Source organism: Streptomyces sp. NPDC002181, assembly GCF_042890485.1.
GTDB lineage: Bacteria > Actinomycetota > Actinomycetes > Streptomycetales > Streptomycetaceae > Streptomyces.
The window spans coordinates 203344-222425 of sequence record NZ_JBIASC010000011.1 but is presented as its reverse complement, the minus strand read 5'-3'; the positions used below and the strand labels follow the sequence as shown (position 1 = coordinate 222425).

Here is a 19082-nt window from a genome sequence, read left to right as displayed (position 1 = left end):
GAAATCCTCTTCTTTCGTGGACAGAGGTGTCAGCGCAGACCGTCACGCCGCTTTCGTCCTGGGTAACGATTCCCCGCCGCTCCGGAAACGCGTACGGCAACGGCCGGAGATCCCGACAAGGGATTCTCCGGCCGATATTTCTTCCGATTACCGGTATTGCCGGTCAGGCGTTTCGGGACCTCCGGTACAGAATGGCGCCGCCCAGGATCAGCGCCGAGGCGAGGGCGGCCGCCGCGCCGGGCCGGCCCGCGCCCGTGGCGGCGAGTTCCGGAGCGGACGCATGCGCCGGAGCGGGCGCCGGAGCCGGTACGGGGGCCGGCGCGGCCGGGGTCTCCGGGGTCACCGGTACGGGAGCCGGGGCGGGGGCCGGCGCGGGCGCCGGGTGGATCGGGGTGTCACCGGCGGGGGCGGCCGGCGGCTGGTCGGCGGGACGGACGACCTCGGGCGCCGGGGCGGGAGCCGGGTGCTCCTCGAACCGGCTGCCGTGCGGCGGCGCCGGTACGGGGGCCTCCTCGGCGACCGGCGCGGGGGCCGGAAGCGGTCGGGGCGCCTCCGCGACCGGGACGGGGCCCGGAACCGGAGCGGGGAGCGGGACGGGCGCCTCGTGGACCGGGGCCGGCAGCGGAACCGGAGCCGGGGCGGGGACCGGGGCCGGCGCGGGCCGTGGCGGCGCGGGCACCTCGTGGGCCGGGGGCTTCGGCGCCGGGTGGGGGACGGGCTTCGGCGCGGGGTGCGGCTTCGGCGCGGGCTTCGGGGCCGGGTGCTCCGCCTCCGGCTTCGGCTGCGGCTTGGGCTGCGGCTTCGGGTGGGGCCGCGGCTGCGGCCGCTCGGGAGCCGGGGGAGCGTGGTGGGCTACCGGCGCCGGTGCGGGGAGGGCGTGCGGATGGTCGTCGCACTCCTCCTCGTCCGAGCCCCCGTAGCCGCCCTCGTCGCGCGGCTCCTCGTACCGGGGGGCCGCGTGCCGCGGTGCGTGGTGACGGACGTCCTCGTAGCGCGGCTCCTCGTGGCGCTGCTCGGGCAGCGCGTGCCGGCCGCCCTGGTGCTCTTCGAGGTAGCGCTCGAAGGCCTCGGCGTGTTCCGGGCCGAGGTAGCGCTCGTAATCGCGGTCGGCGCCGTGGGCGTCCGAGCCGGTCGTGGTGGCGCACGTGTTCCCCATCGAGGGGTTGAGCGCCGCTCCGCCGTCCACGCTGTTGCCGCACACGTTCGGCGAGAGGGTGATCGGTACCGAGACGCTGTTGCCGGACAGCACGCCCGGTGAATGCGAGGCCTCGGCCATCGCCCCCGGGTGCGCGTAGGCCGCGCCGGTCGCGATCGACAGCAGGCTTGAGGCGGCCGCCGCCGTGAGCACCCCCTTGCCCAGTACCTGTCGGCTCAGTACCTGTCGCATGGGTCCTTCCCTGTCTACCGGCACTCCCGCCGGTGCTGGATCGAAGGTGGCCTCGGAGTGCACCGCCGTGCACTCCGAGGCCACCCCGAGGAGGTTTGCCCTGGCGGGCGGGCGCTTCGTCAGGCGTTGACGCAGGTGTTGCCGAACGCGGGGTTCAGCAGGGCGATCACGTTGACGGTGTTGCCGCAGACGTTGACCGGGACGTGCACCGGAACCTGGACGAGGTTCCCGGAGAGCACGCCGGGGGAGCCGATGGCCTTGCCGTCGGCAGCCGAGTCGGCCATGGCGGGCGAGGCGGCACCGGCGGCCATGAGAACGCCGGCGGCCAGCACCACTGCCTTCTTGTACGTCATTTGTTTTCGATCCTTCCCGCAGGGGCGTGTCCACTGCAGAAATAACAACGAGTGGGTCCGGAAAAAGAAACCGGAGATTTTCGCGAGTGGCTCCGCGAATTCACCCACGCGTACGCCGCCCGGAATTCGCGACGGATTTACGCGCTATTCGCGGCGCGGGTGGGAGGGGCGTGTGCGCGGTGTGGACAAGCGGCGAGGCCGCCGCGACCCGGAGGGTGCGGCGGCCTCGCTTGCGCGGGCTGCGGTCAGCTGCCGGCGGAGGCGTTGCCCGACAGGACCGGGATGTTGTCCAGGATGTGGGAGAGCGGCTCGTCGCCCTTGGCCTGGGTGGAGTTCTCGGTGCACTGCTGGTTCATCGGGTTGGACAGGATCGGGATGTCCTGGACGCCGACGTTGAGGAGCGCGAGGACCGACTGGGCGTTGACCTTGGCCGGCAGCGCGATGCAGGGCTTGTTGAACGAGCCCTGGATGAGCGCCATCTGGGGGCTCATGTTGCCGTAGGTGGCCTGGTTGCCGTAGATCTGCGAGGCGCCGTTGCCGTTGACGGTGTTGATGCCGTTGTCGTTGCCGATGGCCATCGCCTGAGGGGCCATGGCGGCACCGATGCCCACGACCGAGGCTGCGGCAGCCGCAGTTGCCATCATCTTCTTGATCATTGTCGTCCCTTTTTAGCTGGATTGCCCGGTGGTGGAGCACCCGGATCAACGGCCCCGTCCCGGTTCGGGTTGCGTGGCTTCACTCGGATGCCTTGGTTTCGAGCGGCCTGATTGACGGTTCGGCTGACAGTCGGACCGTCGGTCAGGCGTTGACGCAGGTGTTGCCGAACGCCGGGTTCAGTGCGCCCACCAGGTTCGCCGTGACGCCGCAGACGTTGACGGGGACGTGGACCGGGACCTGGACCAGGTTGCCGCTCAGCACGCCGGGGGACCCCGCCGCGATGCCGTTGGCCGCCGAGTCCGCGGAGGCGAGGCCCGCGCCGCCCATCAGCACCGCAGTGCCGGCGGCCGCCAGGGTGGTGACGCGCATCAGCCTCTTCTTCATCTCCGTTTTTCCTTTCGGTTCGAACAATGGTGCACCGCATAACGACCCGCCGCCTGTGAGGGTGCGTGTTATCGCCCAAAAGGCCGTACGAGCGAGTCCGGCGTGATTTCCCGCCTGCTTTCTGACAAAGTTCACTTCTGTTTTGTCCCCTTGATCGAAAATGGAGACAGGGTCATGGGTTCGTCCCGCGGAATCCTCGGCACGCTCGGCCTGCTGTCCTGCCTCGTACTTTCGGCGAACGTCCCCGCCGCGGCCGCCCCGCCGGGCCCCGCCGCCCCCGCCGCGCGGGAAATGGCCAAGGTCCCCTTCGCGCAGCGTTACCAGGCCGTCCAGCGCGGCGGGCTGGTCCGCGCTTCCAACTCCTCCATCGCCTGCCGCCGCGAGGAGGCGGCGGACGCCGAGCCGTGCACCGAGGTCAACCGGGGGGCGGCGGGGGTCAACGGCGATTTCGACATGTTCTACAGCGAGGTCGACAAGGACCCGGACACCTACAACTCCACCCGGGCCGAGCTCAAGGTCCCCCAGGGCGCGAAGGTCTCGTACGCCCGCCTGTACTGGGGCGGGAACCTGCGGGTGGGTGAGCAGAAGCCGCCGGAGGACAACGGCCGGGTGCTGGTCGCCGAGCCGGGCGGGGCCTACAAGGAGGTCCTCGCCGACACGGTGATCGGCCACCGGGCGGACGCGGGCAGCGATGCCTACCAGGCCTCGGCGGACGTGACCCCGATGGTCCGCAAGGGCGGCGCCGGGATGTGGACGGTGGCCCAGCTGAACATCGCGATGGGCCACTCCGAGGTGGGTGCCTGGGGCGGCTGGACGCTGGTCGTGGCGTACGAGCACCCGCAGGAGCCGGTGCGCCGGATCTCGGTGTGGGACGGCTTCGAGCAGATCGCGGCGGGCGCCGGCCCGGGTGCCGCCGACACGGTCGAGATCGCCGGCCTGGACGCGGCCGCCGGTTCCGCCGGGAAGGCCGGGGTGGTCGCGTACGACGGGGACCGCGGGACGCTGGGGGACTCGCTCACGGTGACCTCCGACAGTGGCCGCCGGGTCGACATCAGCGATGCCGAAAATCCTTTTAATGATGTTATGAATTCCACGATCACGGAATTCGGAGATCCCTCGTTCGTGCGACAGCCCGAACATATGAATAATCTCGGATATGACGCGGACGTGTTCGACCTGAGTCCCGCCCTGTCCGGTGGCGCCCGCAGCCTGAGCTTCAGGTTCGCGGGCGAAAGCCAGGGTCAATTCCTCGGCGTGCTCTTCGTTCAGACAGACGCGCGCCGCTGAACGTAGGAGACCACTCCGCGTGCCGACACAGCCTCCCCCCGCGCAGCCCTCCCGTGCGCGGGTCCCGATTCCCCGCCCCCTGTCCGTCCTCCACCTGGTCCAGCCCGTCGACGGCGGCGTCGCCCGCGTCGTCGTCGATCTCGTCCGCGCCCAGACGGCCGCCGGCCTGCGGACGGCCGTCGGCTGCCCGCGCGGCGGACAGCTCGCCGAAGCGGCCCGCGCGGCCGGGGCCGAGGTGCTCACCTGGCGCGCCGGGCGGGCCCCCGGCCCCGACCTGCCCGCCGAAGTGCTCGGCGCCCGCAGGGTGATCGGCATGGTCGGGCCCGATGTCCTGCACGCCCACAGTGCCAAGGCGGGACTCGCCGGGCGGCTCGCCGTGCGCGGGGCCGTGCCCACCGTCTTCCAGCCGCACGCCTGGTCCTTCGACGCCGTCGGCGGGGCCACCGCCGCGCTCGCCCTGCGCTGGGAGCGGTTCGGGGCCCGTTGGGCCGACCGGGTGCTCTGCGTCAGCGAGGCCGAGCGCCGGGCCGGGGAGGCCGAGGGGATCGCCGCCCACTGGTCGGTGATCCGCAACGGCGTGGACCTCGACCACTTCCGGCCCGGAGGCCCCGACCGCGAGGCCGACCGGGCCCGCGCGCGTACCGAACTCCCTTTGCCCGCCGCCTTCCTGGGCGACGGGCCGCTCGCCGTCTGCGTGGGCCGGCTCTGCCAGCAGAAGGGCCAGGACATCCTGCTCCGGGCCTGGCGGGAGGTGCTCGGCAACGTCCCGGAGGCCCGTCTCGTGCTCGTCGGCGACGGCCCCGACACCGAGAAGCTGCGCCGCAGCGCCCCGCCCGGAGTGCTCTTCGCCGGCGCCGCTCCCGACATCCGACCGTGGCTTCGGGCCGCCGATCTCGTTGTACTGCCGTCGCGGTGGGAGGGCATGGCGCTCGCCCCGCTGGAAGCCATGGCCTGCGGCCGACCGGTCCTGGTCTCCGACGTCAGCGGTGCCCGGGAGAGCCTGCCGCCCGGCCAGGGACGGCTCTGCCTGGTACCGCCGGAGGACCCGACGGCCCTGGCCAAGGCCCTGGGACGGCTGCTCGCCGAACCGCGGCTGCTCGCCGAACTCGGGGAGCAGGCCCAGCAGCACGCCCGGACCGACTTCGACGTGCGGCGGACCACGGACGCGGTCACCGGTCTGTACCACGAACTGCTGGGCAGGCCCCGGCCCTTGAACCAGGAGCGCATCAGCCGATGACGATGGACAGCGCACCCGCCCGGCACACCGGGCAGGGCGGCACGGGGGCCGGCGGCACCGCCGGCACCGCGGCCGTCCGACGGTCCGTGACCGCCATCCACCCCCCACGCCGGCCGAGGGCCGACCAGGCCCGGCCGCTGGCGCGGCCGCAGCGGGTCCGGCGCCGCGACGGGGTCCTCCCGCTGCTGACCGCCGATGCGCTGGCCGCCGTACTCACCACGACGCTCACCACGACGGTCCTGTCGGCGCCCGGGACGGCGATGCCCGCCGAGGCGTCCGCCCCGATGGCCGTCCTGCTCACCGCGCTGCACGCGCAGGCCGGGCTGTACCGGCCGCGCCTCGCGCCCTCCGCGCTGCTGGAGCTGCCCGCGCTGGCCGGGCGGGCCGCCATCCTGTGGTGCGCCTTCGCCGCGGTCGTGGCCGCCACGGCGCCGGGCGGGGCCATGGGCTGGCCGGCCCTGCTGGGCGCCGTCTGCGTGCAGACCGTACTGACCTGCTCCGGGCGCGGGCTGGTCAACCGGCTGCGCCACCGCGCGGCCCGCCGCCGGCCCGCCTCCGCCCTCGTCGTCGGCCCCGGCGCCGGAGCGAGCGCGGTCGCCGCCGCCCTCCACGGGCGCCCCGAGTACGGGCTGCGACCCGTCGGGCTCGCCGCCACCGGAGCACCGGAAGAGGGCGGCGGGGCCGTGCCGGTGCTCGCCACGCACGAGGACATCCGGCGCGCGGTCATCCAGAACTCGGTCCGGCACGCGGTGTTCACCCGGCCGCCGGAGGCCGACGAGCGCACCGCCTCCCTGGTCCGCCTCTTCCACGACCACGGCTGCCGGCTCTGGCTCGCCGATCCGGCCGGCACCGCCAAGGTGACCGGCATGCGGGTGGCCCAGCCCGCCGACCAGCTGTGGGGGTACGCCGTACAGCCGCTGCTGCCGCGCCCGTCCCGGCCGGTGGAGCGGTGGGTGAAGCGGGCCATCGACGGGCTGCTGGCCGCGCTCGCGCTGATCGCCGCCGCACCCGTGATGGGAGCGTGCGCGCTGGCCGTACGGATCTCCGACGGACCCGGGGTGATCTTCCGGCAGGAGCGGGTCGGGCTGTACGGGCGCCCCTTCACGCTGCTGAAGTTCCGCACCCTGCGCGCCGACGAGCACGAGTCGGCCACCCGGTGGACGGTCGCCGGCGACAACAGGATGAGCCCGGTCGGCTCCTTCCTGCGCAAGTCCTCGCTGGACGAGCTGCCGCAGCTGTGGAACGTCGTGCGGGGTGACATGAGCCTGGTCGGTCCGCGGCCCGAACGCCCGTTCTTCGTCGCGAAGTTCAGCACCGTCCACCCCGGCTACGAGGCCCGGCACCGGATGCCCGTCGGCATCACCGGGCTCGCCCAGATCAACGGCCTGCGCGGGGACACCTCCATCGAGGACCGGGCCCGCTTCGACAACCACTACATCGACACCTGGTCGCTCTGGCAGGACCTGTGGATCCTCGCCCGCACCGCGGCCTCCTTCTTCCGCTTCCGGCTGGGGGGCAGTTGATGAGCCTCGCCGTATCCCCGCTCGGCGCCGCGGCCGCGGCCCGGCCCGGCCCGGCCGGGCTGCTGCGGCGGCACTGGCCGCTGCTGCCGCTGGCCGCGACCGTCCTGCTGCTCCTCGCCCCGATCGCGGCGGGCGACGCGAGCACCTCCGGCAAGGTCGGCCCGGCCGACGCCGCCTCGCTGCTGCTGGTGGTGGTCTGCGCGGTGCAGGCGCTGCGCGGCCGGGTGCGGGCGCTGAGCCCGCTCGGTGTGCTGGTGCTCGGCGTGCCCGCCGTGGGGCTGGCGGTCGCGACCGCGACCGCCGGTGACCCGTACGCGGCGCTGCCCGGGTTCGTGCGCTACCTCCAGGTGTTCGTGCTGGTCCCGGCGGCGATCGTGCTGCTGGTGCGCGACGCCGGGGAGTTCCGGCTGGCCGCCGGGTGTTTCGTGGTGCTGGCGCTGGTGCAGGGCGCGGTGGGGGTCGTGCAGTTCGCGACCCACACCGGGGCCTCGTACCAGGGTGCGGACATCCGCGCCGTCGGCACCTTCGGGCCCGGCGACGTCATGGGCATGGCCACGGTGGTGGCGTACGGGCTGGTCGTGGCCGCGGCGGCGGCCCTGGCCCCGGGGCTGCCGGGCCGGGTGCGGCGGATCGCGGGCGGCGCGGCCCTGGTGCTGGTGGTGCCGCTGGTGCTGTCGTTCAGCCGGGGCGCGTGGATCGCCACGGTCGGCGCGGCGGTGCTGGTGATGCTGCTCGCCGGGATCCGGCGGGCGCTGAAGGTGCTGCTCGCGCTGGTCGCGGCCGGGGTGGTCCTGGTGGGCGGGTTCGGGGTCGGCTCCGAGATGGTCGCGGAGCGGCTGACCTCGATCACGCAGGTCTCCAGCGCCCCCGACCAGTCGGTGACCGACCGCTACACCATGTGGGCCGCCGCCGAGTCGATGTGGCGCGAGCGGCCGGCGGTCGGGGTGGGCCTCAAGGGCTTCCCGGCCAACCGGGACGGGCACTCCTCGCTGGGGCTGTCCTCCGGCAGCGACACCGCGGGCGCGGGACAGGCGTACATCCGCCAGCCGCTGCTCTCCCCGCACAACATGTACCTGCTGGTGCTGAGCGAGCAGGGGCTGATCGGGCTGACCGCGCTGGCGGGCGGCTGGGCGGCGCTGCTCGTCGCGGGCCTGCGGCGCTGCGCGGGCGGCGGCGCCGGCATCCGGGACTGCGGGCTGATCGCGATCGGGCTGTTCGTGTGGCAGCTCATCGACTTCCTGTACGCGGACATCGGCGGCCCCTCCACCGTTCTGACCGGAGTGATCATCGGCCTGGCGGCCTGGTGGGCCCTGCCCTCGCCCTCCGCACGGGACACGGCCGCCGAGGCGGGCGGGCGCACCGGCCTCGTGGCCGCACCGCGCGCCGCCTCGGGTGCGGACGGCCGGTGACCGATACGACGCCCTGGCGGCCCGCCTCCGGCCCCCCGGCCGGGGCGGGCCCCGCCCGCGTCCCGGGCCCGCCGGCCCCGGCGCCCCCCGCGGCCCCGCAGGGCCCCGCCGGGGCCCGGCCCCCGGCCCCGGGCGCAGCCGCGGCCGAGCGCGGGGTGCGGGTGGCGGCCCGGGCCGCGCGCCGGGAGGCGTCCGCGGGCGAGGGGCCCGTACGGGCCGAGCCGCCCGCCGGGACTGCGGGCGGGAACGCGGCTCCGGCTCCGCTCGGGCGGTTCCTGGCCAAGGCCGCCGCCGTCACCGCCGGACTGACCGCCGCCGGAGCGGTGTTCGGGCTGTTCCGGGACCAGACCATCGCGCACCTCTTCGGGGCCGGGCACGACAGCGACGCCTTCCTGATCGCCTGGACCGTGCCCGAGATGGCCTCGACGCTGCTCATCGAGGACGCCATGGCCCTGCTGATGGTGCCCGCGTTCAGCCAGGCCCTCGCCCGGCGGGCGGCCGCCCGCGCCGGGCTGACCCGCAAGGCGGCCCGCGACCAGGACCCCGTACGGCTGCTCGTGGCGGCCACCCTGCCGCGGCTGACGGTGTTCCTGGCCGCGGTCGCCTCCCTCCTCGTCGTCGCCGCGCCGCTGGTCGTCGCCGTGCTCGCGCCCGGACTGCCCGACCCGGCGCTGGCCGTGGAGTGCACCCGGATGACCGCGCTGACCGTGCTCTCCTTCGGGATCGCCGGGTACTTCAGTGCCGCCCTGCGGGCCCACCGCTCGTTCGTGCCGCCGGCCGCGATCTACGTCTCGTACAACATCGGCATCATCGGGACGATGATCGCCCTGCACGCGGTGTGGGGGGTGCGGGCCGCCGCCGCCGGGGTCGCCGCGGGCGGACTGCTGATGGTGCTCGTCCAACTGCCCGCGTTCATCCGGAACGTGGGCTTCGGGCCGTCCCGCGCCAAGGGCGCGCCACGCAGCCAGCGCGACCGGGACCGGCCCACCCTCATCGCGTTCGGCGTGATCGCCCCGGTGATCTTCTTCGCGGTGTTCCGGCAGTCGCAGGTGCTGGTCGAGCGGTTCCTGGCCGCCTCGCTGCCGCCGGGAGCCATCTCGCACCTGAACTACGCGCAGAAGGTCGCGCAGATGCCGATGGTGCTGTCGCTGATGATCTGCACCGTCACCTTCCCCGTCGTCGCCCAGGCCATGGCCGGAGGAGAGCGCGAGAAGGCCCGGCGGCGCGTCGAACAGGACCTGGCGCTGGCCTCGCTCGCCGTCCTCGTGGGCAGTGCCCTCGTCATCGGCTACGCGCCCCAGATCATCCAGGTCCTCTTCGAACGCGGCGCGTTCACCCACCGCGACACCCTGGCCACCGCCTCCGTCATGCGGGTCTACGCCCTCGGACTGCTCGGCCACTGCCTCGTCGGGGCGCTGTCCCGGCCCTTCTTCTCGACCGCCCGGCCCACCTGGTTCCCGGCGCTCGCGATGGGCGCCGGACTCCTCGTCAACATCGTGGCCGGAGCCTTCGCCGTCCGCTGGTGGGGCACGTACGGCATCGCCGCCGCCAACGCGGCCGGCATCTCCACCACCGCCGCGTTGCTGCTCACCGGGCTCGGCTCGCGGATCGTCGCCATCCAGGTCCGCCGGGTCGCGCTCAGCATCGGCCGGCTCTCCGTCGCCGCCGTCGGTGCCTGCGGCACCGGGTGGATCGCCGGGCCGATGATCCCCGACCCGCTGCTCAGCGCCGCGCTCGGCTGCCTGCTCGTACCCGCCATGTTCGGCGCCTGCGGCGTGGCCATGCGGGTGCTCGAAATCACCGCCCTGCCCGCCCAGATCGCCCAGATGACCCAGAGGTTCCGCAATGCCCGCTGACACCCGCACGGCGCCGGCCGCCCAGGTGGTCCCCGCCCCCCGGACCGCCTCCCCGTGGGTCCTGATGTACCACTCGGTCGCCGAGTTCACCGATCCCGCCGAGGACCCGTACGGCATCACGGTCACCCCGGCCACGCTGGAGGCGCAGCTCTTGTGGCTGCGCTCCCGGGGCCTGCGCGGGGTGTCCGTCGGCGAACTGCTGCGGGCCTGCGCGGCCGGGCGCGGCGCCGGGCTCGTCGGGCTGACCTTCGACGACGGCTACACCGACTACCTGACCCGGGCGCTGCCGCTGCTGCGCCGCCACGACTGCACCTCCACGCTGTTCGTGCTGCCCGGGCGGCTCGGGGTGGACAACGTGTGGGACCCGCTGGGCCCGCGCAAGTCCCTGCTGACCGCCGAGGGCATCCGCGAAGTCGCCGCCGCGGGGCAGGAGATCGGCTCGCACGGGCTGCTCCACCAGGACCTCACCGCCGCCCCCGACGACATCCTCCAGCAGGAGCTGCGGGGCAGCAGGGAGCTGATCCGGGAGCTGACCGGAACCCTGCCCGAGGGGTTCTGCTACCCGTACGGGCACCTCGACGCGCGGGTCGTCGAGGCGACGCGGGCCGCCGGGTACGGGTACGCCTGCGCCATCGACCCCGGCCGGCTGGCCGGCCCGCACGCCCTGCCGCGCACCCACGTCAGCCAGGCCGACGGACCCGGGCGGCTGCGGATCAAGCAGCTGCGCCACCGGGTGCGGGAACTGCGCCGGGCGGTGCGCCGGTGAAGACGCTGCGGGCGCTGCACATCATCACCGGGCTCGGCGTCGGCGGCGCCGAGCAGCAGCTGCGGCTGATGCTGCGCCACATGCCGATGCGCTGCGACGTGCTGACGCTGACCAACCCGGGGCCGGTGGCCGAGGGCCTGCGCGCCGACGGGGTCCGGGTGGTGCACCTGGGCATGAAGGGCAACCGGGACCTGGGGGCGCTGCCGAGGCTGGTGCGGTTCATCCGTCGCGAGCAGTACGACCTCGTGCACACGCACCTGTACCGGGCCTGCGTGTACGGGCGGCTCGCGGCCCGGCTCGCGGGGGTCGGGACGACCGTGGCCACCGAGCACTCGCTCGGCGAGGACGAGATCGAGGGCCGGAAGCTCACGGGCGGGGTGCGGACGCTGTACCTGGCCAGCGAGCGGCTGGGCGCGGCGACCGTGGCGGTGTCGGACACCGTGGCGGCGCGGCTGGAGGCCTGGGGGGTGCCGGCCGCGCGGGTGCACGTCGTGCCCAACGGGATCGAGGCGAGCCGCTTCCGCTTCGACGAGGGGGTGCGCCGGGCCACGCGGGCCCGGACCGGCCTGCCGGAACGGGCGTTCGTGGTCGGCGGGGTCGGCCGGCTGGTGCCGGGCAAGCGGTTCGACTCCCTCGTACGGGCGGTGGCGGCGCTGCCGGGGGCGCACCTGCTGCTGGCCGGGGACGGGCCGGAGCGGGCGGCGCTGCGGCGGCTGGCCGCGGAACTGGGCGCGCAGGGCCGGATCCACCTGCTGGGGGAGCGGGATCCGCTGGGCGACGGCGCCGACGGGCGCACGCCCGGTATTGCGTCGCTGCTGGCCGCGATGGACGTGTTCGTGTCGCCGTCGCGTGAGGAGGCGTTCGGGCTGGCGGTGGTGGAGGCGCTGGCGGCGGGGCTGCCGGTGCTGCACGTCACCTGTCCCGCCATCGACGACCTGCCGGCCGCGCAGGCGCCGGGGGCGCGGCGGATCGGGACCGGGACGGAGGAGCTGGTCGCCGCCCTGCGCGGGCACATGGAGGCGGGCGTGCGGCGTCTGCCCCAGCCCCCGGTGGTCCGCCGCTACGACATCGCCCGCAGCGCGGAGCGCCTCCTCGCGGTCTACGCCCAGGCCCTGCCGGGATCCCGTCCCGCACCGACGCCGCCACCGGGCGCCTCGATCGACGACGCACCACCGACGGGGTTCCCCTCGCGGGAGCCCGAAACCACTCCCATCCCTCCAGGAAGGCACGTACATGGCTGACACCGCCGATCCGAAGAAGACCGACCAGAAGAAAGCCGACCCGGGCAAGGCCGACCGCAAGAGGGCCGGCCGGAAGAGGGCCGACCGCCGCCGCACGGTGCGGCTGCTGCCGCCGCCCGCGTGGTGGCCGCTGCCCGCGGCCGCCGCACTGGGGCTGGCCGCGGGCGGGGCGTACGGGGTGCTGAAGGCCCCCGAGTACGCCGCCACCAGCTATGTCGTCGCCGTACCGGACGACACCACCGAGCCGGCCACCGCCCTCGGCTTCGCCCAGGCGTACGCCCGCATCGCCACCAGCAGCTCCACCCTCGCGTACGCCCAGCCGCGTGCGGGCATCAGCGCCCGTGAGCTCCGTACGCAGGTCCGTGCCGAGACCTCCCCCGAGTCCCCGATGATCGCCATCACCGGTACCTCGAAGAGCGCGGGCGAGGCCGCCGACATCGCCAACGCCGTCGCCGACGCCCTCTCGCTGAGCAGCAATCAGGCCGCCAAGAACACCGGCGTCCAGCTGCTCCTGTTCAACCAGGCCGTCGCGCCGAGCGAGCCCGCCTCGCCGTCCGCCGCCATCAGCGGGGCCGTCGGGCTGTGCGCCGGCGGGCTGTTGGGCGGTCTGTGGCTGCTGGCCCGGCCCGCCGGCCGTACCCGGCGGCCCGAGGAGCGGCCCGTCGCCGCGCCCGTCGTCGAGGAGTACGCCTCCCTGCCCGCCCAGGGCGACCACACCGAGACCAAGGAGAAGGAGTCCGTGCGATGACGACGGGCTCCACCGGGGCCCTGTCGGTGACGCTGTGCCGCGACCCCCGGCAGTTCGCCTCGCTGGAAGAGCCGTGGAACCGGCTGATGCGGGCCTGTCCCACCGCCACCCCCTTCCAGAGCCACGCCTGGCTGCACTCCTGGTGGCTCTCGTACGGCAAAGACGGGCGCCTGCGGATCGTGCTCGTACGGCGCGGCGGGGAACTCGTCGGCGCCTGCGCGCTGATGCTCGTCCACCGGCCCCTGCCGCTCCTGGTGCCGCTCGGCGGCGGCATCACCGACTACTTCGACGTGCTCGTGGACGCGGACCGCGCCGACGAGGTCGTCCCGGCGCTGGCCCGCGGCCTGCACCGGGCCGCCCGGGGCGCGGTCGTCGACCTGCGCGAGGTACGGCCGGGGGCGGCCGCCGAGGCGCTCTTCGAGCAGTGGCAGGGGACCCGGAGCAAGCTCACCGACTCCACCTGCATGGAGCTGCCCGCGCTGCCGTTCGACGAACTGGTCAAGCGGATGCCGGCCTCCGGCGCCCAGCGGGTCCGGGCCAAGCTGCGCAAGACCGACGCGGCGGGGATCGAGGAGCGGGAGGTCACCGAGCAGGAAGTGCCGCGCGCCGTACGGACGCTGCTGCGGCTCCACGAGAAGCAGTGGCGCGGCCGCGGGGTGACCCCGGAGCACCTGCGGCCCCGCTTCGCCGAGCACCTGACCCGGGCCACCCGGCGGATGGTGCGGGCCGGAGAGGGCCGGCTGACCGAGTTCCGGCTGGACGGGAAGGTGGTCGCCGCCAACGTCACGCTGTTGTCGGGGGCGCTCAGCGGCGGCTATCTGTACGGGGCCGACCCGGACCTGCGGACCCGGAAGGTGGACGTCGCCACGCTGCTGCTGCGCTACGAGGCGGGCCGCGCCCTGGCGGAGGGCCGCCCGGTGGTGAGCTTCCTGCGCGGCAACGAGCCGTACAAGAACCACTGGCGGCCCGAGACCGTCGTCAACCAGCGGTTCCTGCTGGCCAGGACGGCGCTCGCGCCCCTGCTCCACCTGCACGAATCGCAGGTGACGGGGCGCGAGCGGGCGGTGGACGCGCTGCGCGAGGCGCTGCCGGCCGCCAGGGACTGGCGGGCGCGGATCAACGAACTGCGGGTCCGATGACGGCTCTACCAGGGCCAGAAGCCGGAGTCCTTGCCCCAGTCGACCTTGACGCAGACCGACTGCTTGCCGACCAGCTTGGAGAGCCATTCGCCGAAGTTGACCGGCACGCACCACTCCGTGCTGTTGGCGGGCGGCTCGGGCGGCTCGGGCTTCGGCACGACCGGGTCCGGGTCCGGGACCGGGGGCAGCACCGGCGAGGGCTCCGGGAGCGGCACCGGGACGGGGTCCGGGCTCGGGCCGGTGCCCGGGCCCACCGGGGTCTGCGGCGACGGGACCGCCGGCGAGGGCACGGGCTCGGGAGCCGGCTCGGGCGAGGGGCTCTCGGGTGCCGGGACCTGCGGGCTCGGCTCGACCGGCTCCGGGGAGACCGGAACGGGCTCGGGGGCGGGGGCCGGGACCTCGGGCGAGGGCACGGCCGGCGAGGGCACGGGTACGGGTACCGGCTCGGGCGCGGGTTCCGGTACGGGACTCGGGCTGGTGCCCGGGGTCTCGGGCGACGGGACCGGAGCCGGGATCTGCGGGCCCGGGACCACCGGCGAGGGCACGGGGATGCCGGGGGTCGGGATCTCCGGCGTCGGGATCGAGGGAGTCGGCAGGACCGGGGTCGGGACCACCGGCGTCGGGATGGCCGGCGTCGGGACAACCGGGGTCGGGATCACCGGGGTCGGGACCACCGGTCCCGGCCGCTCGGGTGCGAGCGCGGCCCGGAAGGCCTTCGCGGAGCGGGGGTTCTGCTTGCACTGCCACACGCCGTGCGGGCAGTAGTCGGTGATGGTGTGGTAGAGCGGCTTGTGCTGCTCGATCCACTTCAGCATGCGCTGCACGTACGTCGGGTTGTCCCCGTGCCGGAACAGCCCCCACTCCGGGTACGAGATCGCTTTGCCGTGCGCTTTCGCGAAATCTACGTGCTTCTGGAGTCCGTAGGGCTGCTTGACCATCTCGTCGAAGGTCTTGCCGGGAGCCTGGTCGTACGAATCCATGCCGACGATGTCGACCACGTCGTCGCCCGGGTAGCACGCGGTCCAGCCGATCGCGTCCGAACCGCGGTTCGGGGCGAAATCGAACTTGAACTCCTGTCCGGGGACGGAGCGCATCGTGTTGACGATGCGGTTCCAGTACTCCTTCCATCCCTCCGGGTCGGGAGCGCAGCGGTGCGTGTACGTGGCGCCGTTCATCTCCCAGCCGAGCACGATCACCGTGTCCGGGACGCCCAGCTCCACCAGCTTGTGGGCGAGCTGCTCGAAGTGGTGGTCGAACTCGCCCTCCGCGCCCGCCCGGATGAGCCGGGCCACCTCGCGGTCGGGGACGTGGTCCTCGTTGTGCTCCTGCATGGGCACGTTGAGGACGAAGAGCCGGTCCGGCCTGGCCCGGCGCCACTGGGCCCAGGCCTCCAGGAAGTCGGGGTTCTCGATGCGGGCCCACCGGTCTCCGGGCAGATAGGTGTGCCCGACCCGGATCTCCTTGCCGCCCAGCCAGCGCGACAGCTGGGGAATCCGGGCGACCCCGGTCTGGCCGGAGTCGAGAAACGCGCCCATGGCGATGTCGGAACCCTTGGGCTGCTCCTTCTCGGGGGCCGCGAGCGCGGCTCCGGTGGCGAGCAGCCCGGCCGTCACCGTACCGATGCAGGTGCTCGCCAGTCGGCGGTGTGGTCTGGGCATGGCGTCTCCCGAACTTTCCTGAATCGGTCTGCTTGTCAAAGACGTTAGGCATCACATCTGACGAATGGCCTGTCCGGTGACCGCCGCCTAGGCCATTCGCAGCTGCGTATCCTCCCCGCTTGGTCCGACTAGGTGAAAGACACCGTTTCCATGCACGCGTTCGACGGCCATGTGCCCGCAGTAGTGCTCAGACTCGATCGGAATCCGTTCCACCACGGAACCCTCGGCGCCGTCAGATCGCTCGGGCGCAGGGGCGTGGAGGTCCATGCCGTCGTCGAGGCCGGGGGAGGTCCCATGGGGCGTTCGCGCTACCTGCGCGCCGTACATCCCGGCCCGGACGGGGGGTTGGACCCCGAGGCCCCGGAGACGCTGCTGGAGTGCCTCGTCGGGGTGTCGGAGCGGATCGGCCGGCCCGCGGTGCTGATCGCGATGGACGACCTGAGCGCCATCGCCGTCGCGCGGATCGCGCCGATGCTCGACGGGCGGTTCCGGATCCCCCATCAGCCCGACGGACTGCCGGCCCGGGTGGCGGACAAGGCGGAGCTGTCGCGGCTGTGCGCGCGCTGGGACGTCCCGCACCCGGAGACGGTGGTCCCGGCGAGCGGCGCCGAGGCGGCGGAGGCCGCGTGGCGGCTCGGGCTCCCGGTGGTGGCCAAGTGGAGCAGGCCCTGGCTGCTGCCCGCGGGCGCGGGGCTGCGCAGCACCACGCTCGTGCACTGCGCCGCCGAGGCGCGCCGGCTGTACGAGCGCACGCAGGAGGCGGGGAGCCGGCTGCTGCTCCAGCGGTTCCTGCCGGCCGGGTCCGACACCGACTGGTTCTTCCACGGCGCGTTCGGCCGGGGCGGGCATCCGCTGCTCGCGGGATCGGGCCGCAAGGAGCTGTCCTGGCCGGTGCGGACGGGGCTGACGGCGGTGGGCCGCTGGCTGCCGGACCCGGCGGTCGAGGAGGCGGGGCTGCGGCTCGCCCGGCGCCTGGGCTACCAGGGCATCCTGGACCTGGACTTCCGCCGGGACGAGGACGGCTGTTTCCGGCTGGTGGACTTCAACCCCCGCCCGGGGGCGCAGTTCCGGCTGTTCACGGACGCGGGCGGGCTGGACGTGGTCCAGGCGATGTACCTGGATCTGACGGGGCAACGGGTCCCGGAGCCCTCGGGCGGCCCCGGCCGGGTGTTCGTCGCGGAGAACTACGCCCTGCTGGCGGCGGTGCGCGGCCGCCAACTCCCGTGGCGGTCCGGCGCGGCCGGCCGGGCAGCCGTCCCCGCACCGGCGCGCTCCGGGGAGTCAGGGTCCGGGCAGGAGCGGCACGCGGAGGCCGAGCGGCCCGGGGCCGAGCGGACGGGTGACGTGCGGACAGGTGACGTGCGGACGGGCGGCGGGCGGACGGGCGGCGAGCGGACGGGCGGCGACCGGTCCGGCGGCCCGCGGCCCGGGCCCGTCCGGGTGGCGCCGCGTGCCGAGCGCGGGCGGGTGGAGGCGGCCTGGTTCGCCGCCGACGACCCGATGCCGTTCCTCGGGATGCTCGCCGCGTTCCTCGGCCGGGGCGCGGACAAGGGCGCGCGCGCCCTTCGCGGTGTCCCGGCGCACGGCCGGCGCACGGCGCGCGCCGTGGTGCGCGCCCCGCGCCAGCGCGGCCGCGACCTGACCCCGCCGGCCACCCCGGCGGCCCCGGCCAACCCCGCGGCCCCCGCCGAACCGGACGAGTTGGTGACCCGGTGACGCCCCGCCACCCGCCTCCACCTCCGCCTCCGCCTGCCGGCGCGGGCGCAGGCGCGGGCGTGGGCAGTGGTGCGGGCAGTGGCGTGGGGTCCATGAGAGTGGAGGGACAGCAGTGACGCGGATCAACGATCTCGTCGTGGTCGGCGCAGGGCCCTACGGGCTGTCGATCGCCGCGCACGCGGCCGCGGCCGGGCTCGGCGTACGGGTGCTCGGGCGCCCCATGGCCTCGTGGCGGGACCACATGCCCGAGGGCATGTACCTGAAGTCGGAGCCCTGGTCCTCCAACCTGTCCGCGCCCGGCGGCCGGCACACCCTCGCCGCGTACTGCGCCGGCCGCGGGCCGGCGGCCGAGCACGGCAGCCCGCTCCCGATCGACGTGTTCAGTTCGTACGGCATGTGGTTCGCCCGGCACGCCGTCCCCGAGGTGGAGGAGGTGACGGTCACCGAGGTCTGCCCGCAGGGCGACGGCTTCCTGGTGCGCACCGCCGAGGGGCCGCCGCTGCTCGCCCGTACGGTCGCGCTCGCCGTCGGGGTGATGCCGTTCGTCCACCTCCCCGAGCCGCTGCGGGAGCTGCCGCCCGGGCACTGCTCGCACAGCAGCGGCCACCGCGACCTGTCCCGGTTCGCCGGCCGGGAGGTCGCGGTGATCGGAGCCGGGCAGGCGGCCCTGGAGACCGCCGCACTGCTGGCGGAGAACGGTGCCCGGCCCTGCCTGGTCGCCCGCCGGTCCCGGCTGAACTGGAACACCGTGCCCCAGCCGCTGGAGCGCCCGCTGCTGCGCGCCCTGCGCGAACCGCACAGCGGCCTCGGCACCGGCTGGCGCAGCTGGGCCTGGTCGGAGCTGCCGTGGGCGGTGCGCCGGCTGCCCGCGCCGACCCGGGAGCGCATCGCGGCGACCGCGCTCGGGCCGGCAGGGGCCTGGTGGCTGCGGGACCGCTTCGAGCGGAGCGTGCCGGCGCTGCTGGGGCACCGCCTGCACCGCGCGGCGGCGGTGGGCGAGCGGACCCGGCTCGGGCTGACGGCGCCGTCCGGGGAGTCGGTCGTACTGGACGTCGCGCACGTGGTCTCGGCCACCGGGTTCACCCCGCACCTGGGGCGCCTGGAGCTGCTGGACGCCCGGCTGCGGGCCGTCCTCGAGACCGTCGGGGACAGCGGTACGCCGGAGCTCGGCGCCGGCTTCGAGTCCTCGTGGCCGGGTCTGTTCTTCGCGGGGCTGCTGACGGCTCCCTCATTCGGCCCTTCCATGCGATTCGTGCACGGTGCGGGGTTCACGGCGGGGAGACTGGTCACAGGAGTGCGAAAGCGTCTCGGTGCCCGGGGCAGGCCGACGGGCTCCACCGGGACCGTACGGCCCGACCGGGCCGGTGCCGGGCATCCGAAGACGTCTCTGCGGTGAGGTCGAGAGGGGTCCGCGATGAGTGCGGAGCAGCGAGCACAGGGCGGCCGTGGCTGGGTGCGCATTCCCGCGAGCCGGGCGGAGCAGCCCGGCGCGGCCGGGCCTGCCGCGAGGCCGGCGTCCAGGCCCGTGACCAGGGCCGCCCCCTCGCCGTACGCCCCCGGCGCCCACACCCCTCCCGGACACGCCGCCCCGGACCAGCCGACGATCTACCTCTCCCTCGTCAGGCGCTGGCAGGAGGCCGGGCGCACCCTTCCGGGGCATCCTGACGAGGAGTGGGAGCGGCTGATCTCCCAGCCGTGCTGGCCCGGCCGTTAGGTGGTGT

Annotated in this window: 17 protein-coding genes; 12 read left to right on the top strand and 5 right to left on the bottom strand. The window is 74.6% G+C overall.

Annotated elements, in window-relative coordinates:
- Positions 1–163: 163 nt before the first annotated feature.
- The 4 genes from ACFYXV_RS25505 to ACFYXV_RS25490 all read right to left on the bottom strand — a co-directional run bounded on the left by ACFYXV_RS25505 (position 164) and on the right by ACFYXV_RS25490 (position 2781).
- On the bottom strand, positions 164–1387 hold the full coding sequence (locus tag ACFYXV_RS25505) for a chaplin (protein WP_389384120.1): 1224 nt from the start codon (positions 1385–1387) through the stop codon (positions 164–166).
- Between the two features lie 119 nt (positions 1388–1506).
- The gene (locus ACFYXV_RS25500) at positions 1507–1740 is read right to left on the bottom strand and encodes a chaplin (protein WP_366100511.1); all 234 of its coding nucleotides are present in this window, start codon (positions 1738–1740) and stop codon (positions 1507–1509) included.
- A 245-nt stretch (positions 1741–1985) separates the two neighbouring features.
- Positions 1986–2396, bottom strand: coding sequence for a rodlin (locus ACFYXV_RS25495; RefSeq protein ID WP_385477252.1), 411 nt, complete (start codon positions 2394–2396; stop codon positions 1986–1988).
- A gap of 142 nt (positions 2397–2538) precedes the next feature.
- Positions 2539–2781: a chaplin gene (locus ACFYXV_RS25490; protein WP_385477255.1), complete on the bottom strand. Its 243-nt coding sequence runs from the start codon at positions 2779–2781 to the stop codon at positions 2539–2541.
- 102 nt (positions 2782–2883) lie between these two features.
- Between ACFYXV_RS25490 and ACFYXV_RS25485 the strand changes: the two genes are divergently transcribed.
- From ACFYXV_RS25485 to ACFYXV_RS25445, 9 genes are all read left to right on the top strand, one after another.
- Entirely contained in the window at positions 2884–4068 is a 1185-nt protein-coding gene (locus ACFYXV_RS25485; RefSeq protein ID WP_385477257.1) for a DUF3344 domain-containing protein, read from the top strand.
- Positions 4069–4135: 67 nt separating this feature from the next.
- Positions 4136–5305, top strand: coding sequence for a glycosyltransferase (locus tag ACFYXV_RS25480; protein WP_389384152.1), 1170 nt, complete (start codon positions 4136–4138; stop codon positions 5303–5305).
- Positions 5302–6828 carry an exopolysaccharide biosynthesis polyprenyl glycosylphosphotransferase gene (locus ACFYXV_RS25475; protein WP_385477261.1) on the top strand — a complete coding sequence of 509 codons (1527 nt, stop codon included), beginning with the start codon at positions 5302–5304 and terminating at the stop codon, positions 6826–6828. The genes ACFYXV_RS25480 and ACFYXV_RS25475 overlap by 4 nt, the downstream gene beginning before the upstream one ends.
- Positions 6828–8237, top strand: a complete 1410-nt coding sequence (locus ACFYXV_RS25470; protein WP_389384119.1) for an O-antigen ligase family protein — start codon at positions 6828–6830, stop codon at positions 8235–8237. Before ACFYXV_RS25475 ends, ACFYXV_RS25470 begins: the two co-directional genes overlap by 1 nt.
- Positions 8234–10093 carry a murein biosynthesis integral membrane protein MurJ gene (gene murJ / locus ACFYXV_RS25465; RefSeq protein WP_389384118.1) on the top strand — a complete coding sequence of 620 codons (1860 nt, stop codon included), beginning with the start codon at positions 8234–8236 and terminating at the stop codon, positions 10091–10093. The genes ACFYXV_RS25470 and murJ overlap by 4 nt, the downstream gene beginning before the upstream one ends.
- Positions 10083–10859 carry a polysaccharide deacetylase family protein gene (locus ACFYXV_RS25460; RefSeq protein WP_385472206.1) on the top strand — a complete coding sequence of 259 codons (777 nt, stop codon included), beginning with the start codon at positions 10083–10085 and terminating at the stop codon, positions 10857–10859. The genes murJ and ACFYXV_RS25460 overlap by 11 nt, the downstream gene beginning before the upstream one ends.
- Before the next feature lie 5 nt (positions 10860–10864).
- Complete coding sequence (locus ACFYXV_RS25455; RefSeq protein ID WP_385472221.1) at positions 10865–12100, top strand: glycosyltransferase; 1236 nt, start codon at positions 10865–10867, stop codon at positions 12098–12100.
- Positions 12093–12848, top strand: coding sequence for a lipopolysaccharide biosynthesis protein (locus ACFYXV_RS25450; protein ID WP_385472203.1), 756 nt, complete (start codon positions 12093–12095; stop codon positions 12846–12848). Before ACFYXV_RS25455 ends, ACFYXV_RS25450 begins: the two co-directional genes overlap by 8 nt.
- Positions 12845–13987, top strand: coding sequence for a GNAT family N-acetyltransferase (locus ACFYXV_RS25445; RefSeq protein WP_389384117.1), 1143 nt, complete (start codon positions 12845–12847; stop codon positions 13985–13987). Before ACFYXV_RS25450 ends, ACFYXV_RS25445 begins: the two co-directional genes overlap by 4 nt.
- A gap of 5 nt (positions 13988–13992) precedes the next feature.
- On the opposite strand, the gene ACFYXV_RS25440 is transcribed toward ACFYXV_RS25445, so the two are convergent.
- Positions 13993–15645 carry a glycosyl hydrolase gene (locus tag ACFYXV_RS25440; protein WP_385472197.1) on the bottom strand — a complete coding sequence of 551 codons (1653 nt, stop codon included), beginning with the start codon at positions 15643–15645 and terminating at the stop codon, positions 13993–13995.
- Positions 15646–15939: 294 nt separating this feature from the next.
- Between ACFYXV_RS25440 and ACFYXV_RS25435 the strand changes: the two genes are divergently transcribed.
- The 3 genes from ACFYXV_RS25435 to ACFYXV_RS25425 all read left to right on the top strand — a co-directional run bounded on the left by ACFYXV_RS25435 (position 15940) and on the right by ACFYXV_RS25425 (position 19075).
- Entirely contained in the window at positions 15940–17361 is a 1422-nt protein-coding gene (locus tag ACFYXV_RS25435) for an ATP-grasp domain-containing protein (protein ID WP_389384116.1), read from the top strand.
- A 121-nt stretch (positions 17362–17482) separates the two neighbouring features.
- A complete protein-coding gene (locus ACFYXV_RS25430; RefSeq protein WP_389384151.1) occupies positions 17483–18757 on the top strand; it encodes an NAD(P)-binding domain-containing protein in 1275 nt (424 codons plus the stop codon).
- An 18-nt stretch (positions 18758–18775) separates the two neighbouring features.
- On the top strand, positions 18776–19075 hold the full coding sequence (locus tag ACFYXV_RS25425) for a hypothetical protein (protein ID WP_389384115.1): 300 nt from the start codon (positions 18776–18778) through the stop codon (positions 19073–19075).
- Positions 19076–19082 lie beyond the last annotated feature (7 nt).

What these genes read in the sequence shown, in the direction of transcription:
- ACFYXV_RS25460 (WP_385472206.1), top strand. Translation starts at nt 10,083, where the DNA reads ATGCCCGCTGACACCCGCACGGCGCCGGCCGCCCAGGTGGTCCCCGCC.
- ACFYXV_RS25500 (WP_366100511.1), bottom strand. Translation starts at nt 1,740, where the DNA reads ATGACGTACAAGAAGGCAGTGGTGCTGGCCGCCGGCGTTCTCATGGCC.
- ACFYXV_RS25490 (WP_385477255.1), bottom strand. Translation starts at nt 2,781, where the DNA reads ATGAAGAAGAGGCTGATGCGCGTCACCACCCTGGCGGCCGCCGGCACT.
- ACFYXV_RS25435 (WP_389384116.1), top strand. Translation starts at nt 15,940, where the DNA reads ATGGGGCGTTCGCGCTACCTGCGCGCCGTACATCCCGGCCCGGACGGG.
- ACFYXV_RS25445 (WP_389384117.1), top strand. Translation starts at nt 12,845, where the DNA reads ATGACGACGGGCTCCACCGGGGCCCTGTCGGTGACGCTGTGCCGCGAC.
- ACFYXV_RS25505 (WP_389384120.1), bottom strand. Translation starts at nt 1,387, where the DNA reads ATGCGACAGGTACTGAGCCGACAGGTACTGGGCAAGGGGGTGCTCACG.
- ACFYXV_RS25475 (WP_385477261.1), top strand. Translation starts at nt 5,302, where the DNA reads ATGACGATGGACAGCGCACCCGCCCGGCACACCGGGCAGGGCGGCACG.
- ACFYXV_RS25450 (WP_385472203.1), top strand. Translation starts at nt 12,093, where the DNA reads ATGGCTGACACCGCCGATCCGAAGAAGACCGACCAGAAGAAAGCCGAC.
- ACFYXV_RS25495 (WP_385477252.1), bottom strand. Translation starts at nt 2,396, where the DNA reads ATGATCAAGAAGATGATGGCAACTGCGGCTGCCGCAGCCTCGGTCGTG.
- ACFYXV_RS25470 (WP_389384119.1), top strand. Translation starts at nt 6,828, where the DNA reads ATGAGCCTCGCCGTATCCCCGCTCGGCGCCGCGGCCGCGGCCCGGCCC.
- ACFYXV_RS25440 (WP_385472197.1), bottom strand. Translation starts at nt 15,645, where the DNA reads ATGCCCAGACCACACCGCCGACTGGCGAGCACCTGCATCGGTACGGTG.
- ACFYXV_RS25425 (WP_389384115.1), top strand. Translation starts at nt 18,776, where the DNA reads ATGAGTGCGGAGCAGCGAGCACAGGGCGGCCGTGGCTGGGTGCGCATT.